The following is a 6,000-nucleotide window of genomic DNA, read 5'->3' on the forward strand; positions in this document are numbered from 1 at the left end:
GCATCCAGTTCACGATATGACATTATGTACGTTGGTTGTTAAAAACAAAAATTAAACCCATTTCCTCAACGATCAGGAATGGGCAAAGCTTGGCATATAATTATTGAATTATGAATTAGACAATATAAAATACGACACCTTGACCTTTTGATGCAGCAATTCAAGCTCTTTCTTACTTCTGCTTTTATTGTGTATCACTGATAAATTCAGGATTATAGGAAAATCCATGGCTCGCCAGCATGATAAATGACACCCGACTTTTCAATAACACGTTCTTTATTTAACACGAGTATAGAAGTCTTCTTTTACGATAGCATACATCTTCAGATCTTGAAGCTCGTTTTTTACCTTCATGTATTTCCTTAGCATACCTTCAAATTGCATGCCTGCCTTCTCCATGACCTTGGCGGAACCTGTGTTTTTCAACAAACATCTGGCCTGGATTCGCTCGAGCCCCACTTCGTCAAATCCAAATTGGATGATTCGTTTCACTACCTCGGTCATGTAGCCTTGATTCCAAAATTGATCAGATAACACGTATCCCAGTTCAACTCTCCTGTTATCGCTGTCACACCCTAGATAGTTACAACTACCAATCAGCCTCTTGGTGTGTTTATCTTCAATCCCCCATGGGCCTATTAGATCCGTCTCATAGCGACTCATGACAAAATCTAAAAAAGCTTTGGTGTCTTCTTTGCTCTGATGCGCATCCCAGGTGGTGAACTCCGATACAGCAGGTACAACGCAGTAACTGTACATATCCTCCAGATCATCATAGGTAAGTGGTCGGAGTAACGTGCGTCCGGTTTCCAACACGGGAAATGGTTCGAAGAAGCTTTCAATCGTTTTCATAGATTTATCCTCCCTCAGATTGTTAGGAAAAAGAAACTCACAGCCATTCGGTCCATATTACCTAACTCATCTATTATAAAATCAAGGCCACAATCTGCGTGTCTTCCACTGCCCATTATGCTTTGCATATTGGACTCGTACATGCTTGCGCTCTGGATCTCCCTGCCAAAACTCCACCTCTTGTGCATTCACGGCATATAAACGCCAATGAGGTGTAACAACACTGGGGTCACGTCTTATCTTTTCCTTCTGAGCTTTAATGGAACTATCCAGCACTTCCTCGCTATCCAAAACCTCACTCTGATGCCCTGTCATGGCAACTGCTCTTGCTCCAGCTGAACGTTTGCGGAAATCATCAGCACCCGCTTCATCTCCCCGATCCTCGGCAATTCCCCTTATCCGAATCTGTCTTCCAAGGGAAGGCCAGTAGAATGTCAGAGCGACATGAGGATTCTCCTTCAACTGCTGCCCTTTTCGACTCTCCGAACTGGAGGCAAAGTAAAACGTTTCGTCGATTACGTTCTTCAAAATCAGTACCCGCGCATCAGGATAACCATCGTGATCCACGGTAGAGATCGTCATGGCATGAGGTTCTTTCACTTCGTTCTCAACCGCCACTCTTAACCACTCCAAAAATAGCTTCCCAGGCCGCTCCGGCAACTGCCCCATATCCCACGTTGGAAAAGGGCCGGATAAAGACTTCAACCTTTGTAGCAGTTCAATGGGTTGATCACTCATGTCATCGCCTCCGTCTTCTATTTAACATGGAAAAACAACTAATCTATATAAATTGAACTAAAGAATATTTACACTGTACACTCCGATAACAGAACAACCTTCCGATCGCTGTTATCCCCAGATTTTTTGATTCCTTTTATAAAGGGGAAATCCGGGAATAAAGGCGAACGCGCTGCTTCTTCAGGTCCTTTCTGTCCTCTCCGTTTTGTGTAAATGTTTAGTTCAATTTATATAGATGACTTAACACATTTACGCTGCTAAGTTTCCAACCATGCCTTCCCTTTTCAACGGTATGTACACTGGTGTTGTCCATTGGATAAAAGCTGGACTTATTGCTCCATTCCCTCTTCTCAAGCAGATAATACAGAATATTAATCACTCCGCCGTGAGTAATTAATAGAACATTGGACTCTACTGTTTTCTCCTCCATAACTCTGAATAGACTCTCGAATGCTGTGCTTATCCGGCTATAAAAATCCCTTGGGCTTTCTCCTCCCGGAAACGGGGAGTCCATCTCAAGAGTATTGAAATAAATTCCTGGGTAATGCTCTTCAGCATCCTCATGGAGCATGCCTGCCAAATCTCCGTTATTCATCTCCCGCCAATCTTTCATTAGGCTAGCCTGCATGTTTAATCTCTTCTCAATTTCCCGTGTAGTCTGTACTGCACGAGGCAGATCACTGCTAATAATTGTATGTATGTTGTACTCCTCAGCATGATGATGCAAATGCTCTCCCAGTTTCCTGGATTGATTGATTCCCTGTTCCGTAAGTCCACGACCGCTCCATCCGCCTCGATACCCTTCCTCATCCATCCCATGCCTTACCAGGTAAATTTTCAAGATCTCTCCTCCTTTTCACTTCTATAATGAACAATATCCTTTACACTGTATGACAGCCCGGCATATATAATAAACCCGACCTCAGATAGCTTCTATCCAAGATCGGGTATTTCCTGCTTACCATTTATCTTACAAATGTGTTATGAACTCGCTCTGATTTGATAAAGTAAGGAATCCAGATGGCGCAAGTAAGTACCGACTTGCCAATATCTCTTAACGAGCTTCCATCCTCAAGATCTCTCGCCATCGGAATCTGGAGCAACAATAGATAATCAATGATGCTAACGGCTAGACTGACACTATAAAACATGATCATAAGACGAGGAAAGATCGATTTTTTACTATACAAAGCAATGATAGTATATATGCTAAACACTAAAAACAGTGCGTTATATACCGTTTCAAAAATAACGACCGGTCCCCATAGCGGGTGATAATATTCAGATTGCTCCGAAGTTAGCAACTCCCAGGTCTCTGTTGTAAGCATGGGCAAACAATACAGAACCAATTGGAGAGCCAGGAAAATCAACGTAAGAAATAATCCAATCTGGACGAGAATCAGCCATCCACCCAATCCCGATACGCCAAGGGGACGGTAGTCTGTCTTTTGCTCTTGAATATGTGGTTCCACTTCGTAACACTTCCTTAGCCAGTTTTGTTTTTCTGAGATGAGCCTTCATCTTAATATTGCACATTGAACCTACGGGTGATTCTCACCCCTTACTTCACTTGCGTTGTATGTATTTTCACACTCTTCTTATAGCGATCTCTCCGCCCTCCTATTATATGGAATTTTATACAACTTCCTTATTGTACTACACGTGTCAAGGACGAAGCAGCCATTTCAAAACATCGTACTCACACACTGTGAAAGCAAAGAAGGCCTTCGCTATACTTCCGCCATGTTCAGTTTAGTACGTGAACGTCATAATCCTCTTATACAGATGCAGGTGGTGACTCTGCATTCGACTACGAAGGAGGATATGGATATGCCCAATCCCAAAGTAAAACTTTTGCCTTTTGCCAACATTTCAAACTATGTCGAAGGCTTCGATATCGTTTCCACCCAGTGGGGCGGTGACGGCCTTGTCTATGTGCTGCTGATGAATCAGATCCCCGAAAGAGAACGAGGTATGTTCGTCCAGAGTAAATTGAACCAAAGCTATACGTACAAAGTGCTCATTGTGACAGATCAATATATCGAGGAAATTGTCATTTGGGGACAGACGTTCAATTATCATTACGTACAACCATTGCATGATCACCTACTGCTCGTCGGAGCACGCTGTACGAATTACGGGAACGAACAGTATGATCTGAACGCCAAAGTGTGTGATCTGAAAGGAAATACGATCCGCGAGTTTTTGTTGGGAGACGGAATCCAAAATGTGCAGGTTACAGAGAAGGGAACAATCTGGACCAGCTACTTCGATGAAGGGGTTTTTGGTAACTACGGATGGAACGATCCGATTGGATCAAGCGGTCTGCTGGCCTGGGATGAACATGGCAATAAACTGTATGAAAATCGTGAAGCTGATATTGCGGATTGTTACGCACTCAATGTGGTGAATGAGAAGCAGATCTGGTTCTACTTCTATACCGATTTTAAACTCGGTTGTATCTCAGGGGGCACCAGTGAACCCAACGTTACATTTATGAACCCGAACATCTCCGATTCCTCCGGCTTCAGTACGGATGGTTATCATTTCTTGTTCGATGCCGGGTACGGTAAACATGGGACGTTTGTGCTTAAGAAAATGGAGAAGCCCGGAAGAATGAGCAAAGGACAGAAGATTGATTTGCTAAGTGAAGATGGTCAACCCTTCAAGCAGGCACGGCAGGATTTTCGCCAACATCGTCTGCTACTCAGTGAAGGTAACTTGTTGTATCGGGTAACGATGGGGGAGATTACTTCAGCTACTGGTTTGGATTAGTGGAACAGCGCGAAGAGGGTTATTTCTTAAAAGACAATCCCTCTTCTTCCAATGCGTTTCGAAGTTTAGGCATAGCAGATGGTCCGATTCCATGCAGTTTCAAGATCTCTTTCTCCGTGTACTCCGCAAGTTGCAGTAGTGTTGTAATGCCTTCATTCTCCAAGGCACGTCTGGCGGGAGCTGACAACAAGGCTAGAAATCCTTCTGTCGGTTTACGTTCAGCTTCGCACGTCGGACAGGTGGGGCAATCACTTTTTTTATAATACAAATGTCCTTGTTCGCATGTTCTGAGTGTTCCTTTATCGTTGGCCATATGGCATCCCCTCCTGAATCAAAGATTACATTCCGTATTCGGCAAAAACGGCTGCATATTTCTTTTCTAATATCGTCCAGCGCTTTTCGGCTCCGTATTTGGCATGCAGCTGCTGTAAATAATGCTTGGCTTCTTCCGTATCGCCGGCTTTTAGCAGGAAGCGGAAGGTTACTTCGCTTAAATGTAACGCTGTCTTGTCCATATAATAATGGACTATATCTCTGGCCCCTGTTAGCGAGTGCAGGAATGACATGCCCTCTTCCAAATGTGACACCAGTTCTTTCGATAAAGCGTCTGGATCGATATCAGGCGTTAAGGTATAGTGGGCCGGAGCGGAAGGGGCTATTTCTCTGATTCGGCAGGTAAAATGAGATGTGAACTCCAATATGTCTCCATTCAATCCAGCGGAATGCAACTCCGCAAGTTCGGTGGAATGAACACCACAATTAACATAAAACTGGACCTGACTACTGGTGTTATACTTTGCTCTTTGAATGTTGAACTTATATGCGAGGTTTCCATCCGCTTTGTAGAAATTCAGATTTTTCTTGGAATAACCGTGTTTGGCAAATACGGGTTTGACTTCTGTTTTGATGATCTTCTTAAAAAGTTCCTGCATAAAGATATCACTCCCAAGGCAAAGTTTATTTAATACGTTGTTATCCTTTTTTGTTCAAAATCATGCTTGTTCTAGTTTATAAAAATACTATTTAGCTTCATCTCGCAGTACATAAGCCAGTTTGTACATCTCCGCAATGTCATATCTGTTCTGTTCCTGGAATCTTTGGATCGCTTCATCAATCTCTACCACTTCCACCGCAACCACCTGCTCGCCATCTTCCGGATTCAGTGGATCACCGACAAGTTCAACATCTCCATATCCGATGATTCGTACGAAATTGGGATGCGGAATATGCGGTCGATACGGTTCCAACGCACTGGATGTACAGTGAAATTGACCAAAAATCTGATAGGACCGCATTTCTGCCCCAAGTTCCTCCATCAGTTCGCGCTTCAGTCCATCCATGTAATGCTCACCCGCTTCAAGCGTGCCTCCAGGAAGCTCCCAATCTCCATTATCCAGTTGAAAGACGACACATTGACCCCCGACAAATGGAATGATGCTAATATTGCTCACCAACGTTTCATCCACAATGTCGTTCAATCTGAACTCTGCCTCAATAATTCCCCAATGAATTGACGTACTCAGCGCCGGAAATAATTCCGCACTCAAGCTGCTCATCCGCATCCGTTCCTCTCTATCTAATTCCACTATTCTTCCAATTATAGTCGAAAACACAGAAAGAAGGCCACCTTCCCAC

At 43.6% G+C, this 6,000-nt stretch carries 8 protein-coding genes; 1 reads left to right on the forward strand and 7 read right to left on the reverse strand.

What is annotated here, in order from left to right:
* Positions 1-276: 276 nt before the first annotated feature.
* The 4 genes from AC6CIF_RS04525 to AC6CIF_RS04540 all read right to left on the reverse strand — a co-directional run bounded on the left by AC6CIF_RS04525 (position 277) and on the right by AC6CIF_RS04540 (position 3,062).
* Positions 277-852: a GNAT family N-acetyltransferase gene (locus tag AC6CIF_RS04525; protein WP_498198146.1), complete on the reverse strand. Its 576-nt coding sequence runs from the start codon at positions 850-852 to the stop codon at positions 277-279.
* A gap of 81 nt (positions 853-933) precedes the next feature.
* Positions 934-1,590, reverse strand: coding sequence for a pyridoxine/pyridoxamine 5'-phosphate oxidase (locus AC6CIF_RS04530; RefSeq protein WP_498198148.1), 657 nt, complete (start codon positions 1,588-1,590; stop codon positions 934-936).
* Positions 1,591-1,807: 217 nt separating this feature from the next.
* On the reverse strand, positions 1,808-2,431 hold the full coding sequence (locus AC6CIF_RS04535; protein WP_498198150.1) for a histidine phosphatase family protein: 624 nt from the start codon (positions 2,429-2,431) through the stop codon (positions 1,808-1,810).
* 124 nt (positions 2,432-2,555) lie between these two features.
* Complete coding sequence (locus AC6CIF_RS04540) at positions 2,556-3,062, reverse strand: DUF2569 domain-containing protein (protein WP_498198152.1); 507 nt, start codon at positions 3,060-3,062, stop codon at positions 2,556-2,558.
* Positions 3,063-3,420: 358 nt separating this feature from the next.
* On the opposite strand from AC6CIF_RS04540, the gene AC6CIF_RS04545 reads away from it, so the two are divergent.
* On the forward strand, positions 3,421-4,365 hold the full coding sequence (locus tag AC6CIF_RS04545) for a hypothetical protein (protein ID WP_498198154.1): 945 nt from the start codon (positions 3,421-3,423) through the stop codon (positions 4,363-4,365).
* Between the two features lie 19 nt (positions 4,366-4,384).
* On the opposite strand, the gene AC6CIF_RS04550 is transcribed toward AC6CIF_RS04545, so the two are convergent.
* From AC6CIF_RS04550 to AC6CIF_RS04560, 3 genes are all read right to left on the reverse strand, one after another.
* Positions 4,385-4,678, reverse strand: a complete 294-nt coding sequence (locus AC6CIF_RS04550; protein WP_340983080.1) for an RNA polymerase alpha subunit C-terminal domain-containing protein — start codon at positions 4,676-4,678, stop codon at positions 4,385-4,387.
* Positions 4,679-4,703: 25 nt separating this feature from the next.
* Positions 4,704-5,297 carry a DUF4304 domain-containing protein gene (locus AC6CIF_RS04555; RefSeq protein WP_498198156.1) on the reverse strand — a complete coding sequence of 198 codons (594 nt, stop codon included), beginning with the start codon at positions 5,295-5,297 and terminating at the stop codon, positions 4,704-4,706.
* Positions 5,298-5,384: 87 nt separating this feature from the next.
* The gene (locus AC6CIF_RS04560; RefSeq protein ID WP_498198158.1) at positions 5,385-5,951 is read right to left on the reverse strand and encodes an NUDIX hydrolase; all 567 of its coding nucleotides are present in this window, start codon (positions 5,949-5,951) and stop codon (positions 5,385-5,387) included.
* Positions 5,952-6,000: the final 49 nt, after the last annotated feature.

Source organism: Paenibacillus sp. GQ49 (assembly GCF_059759055.1).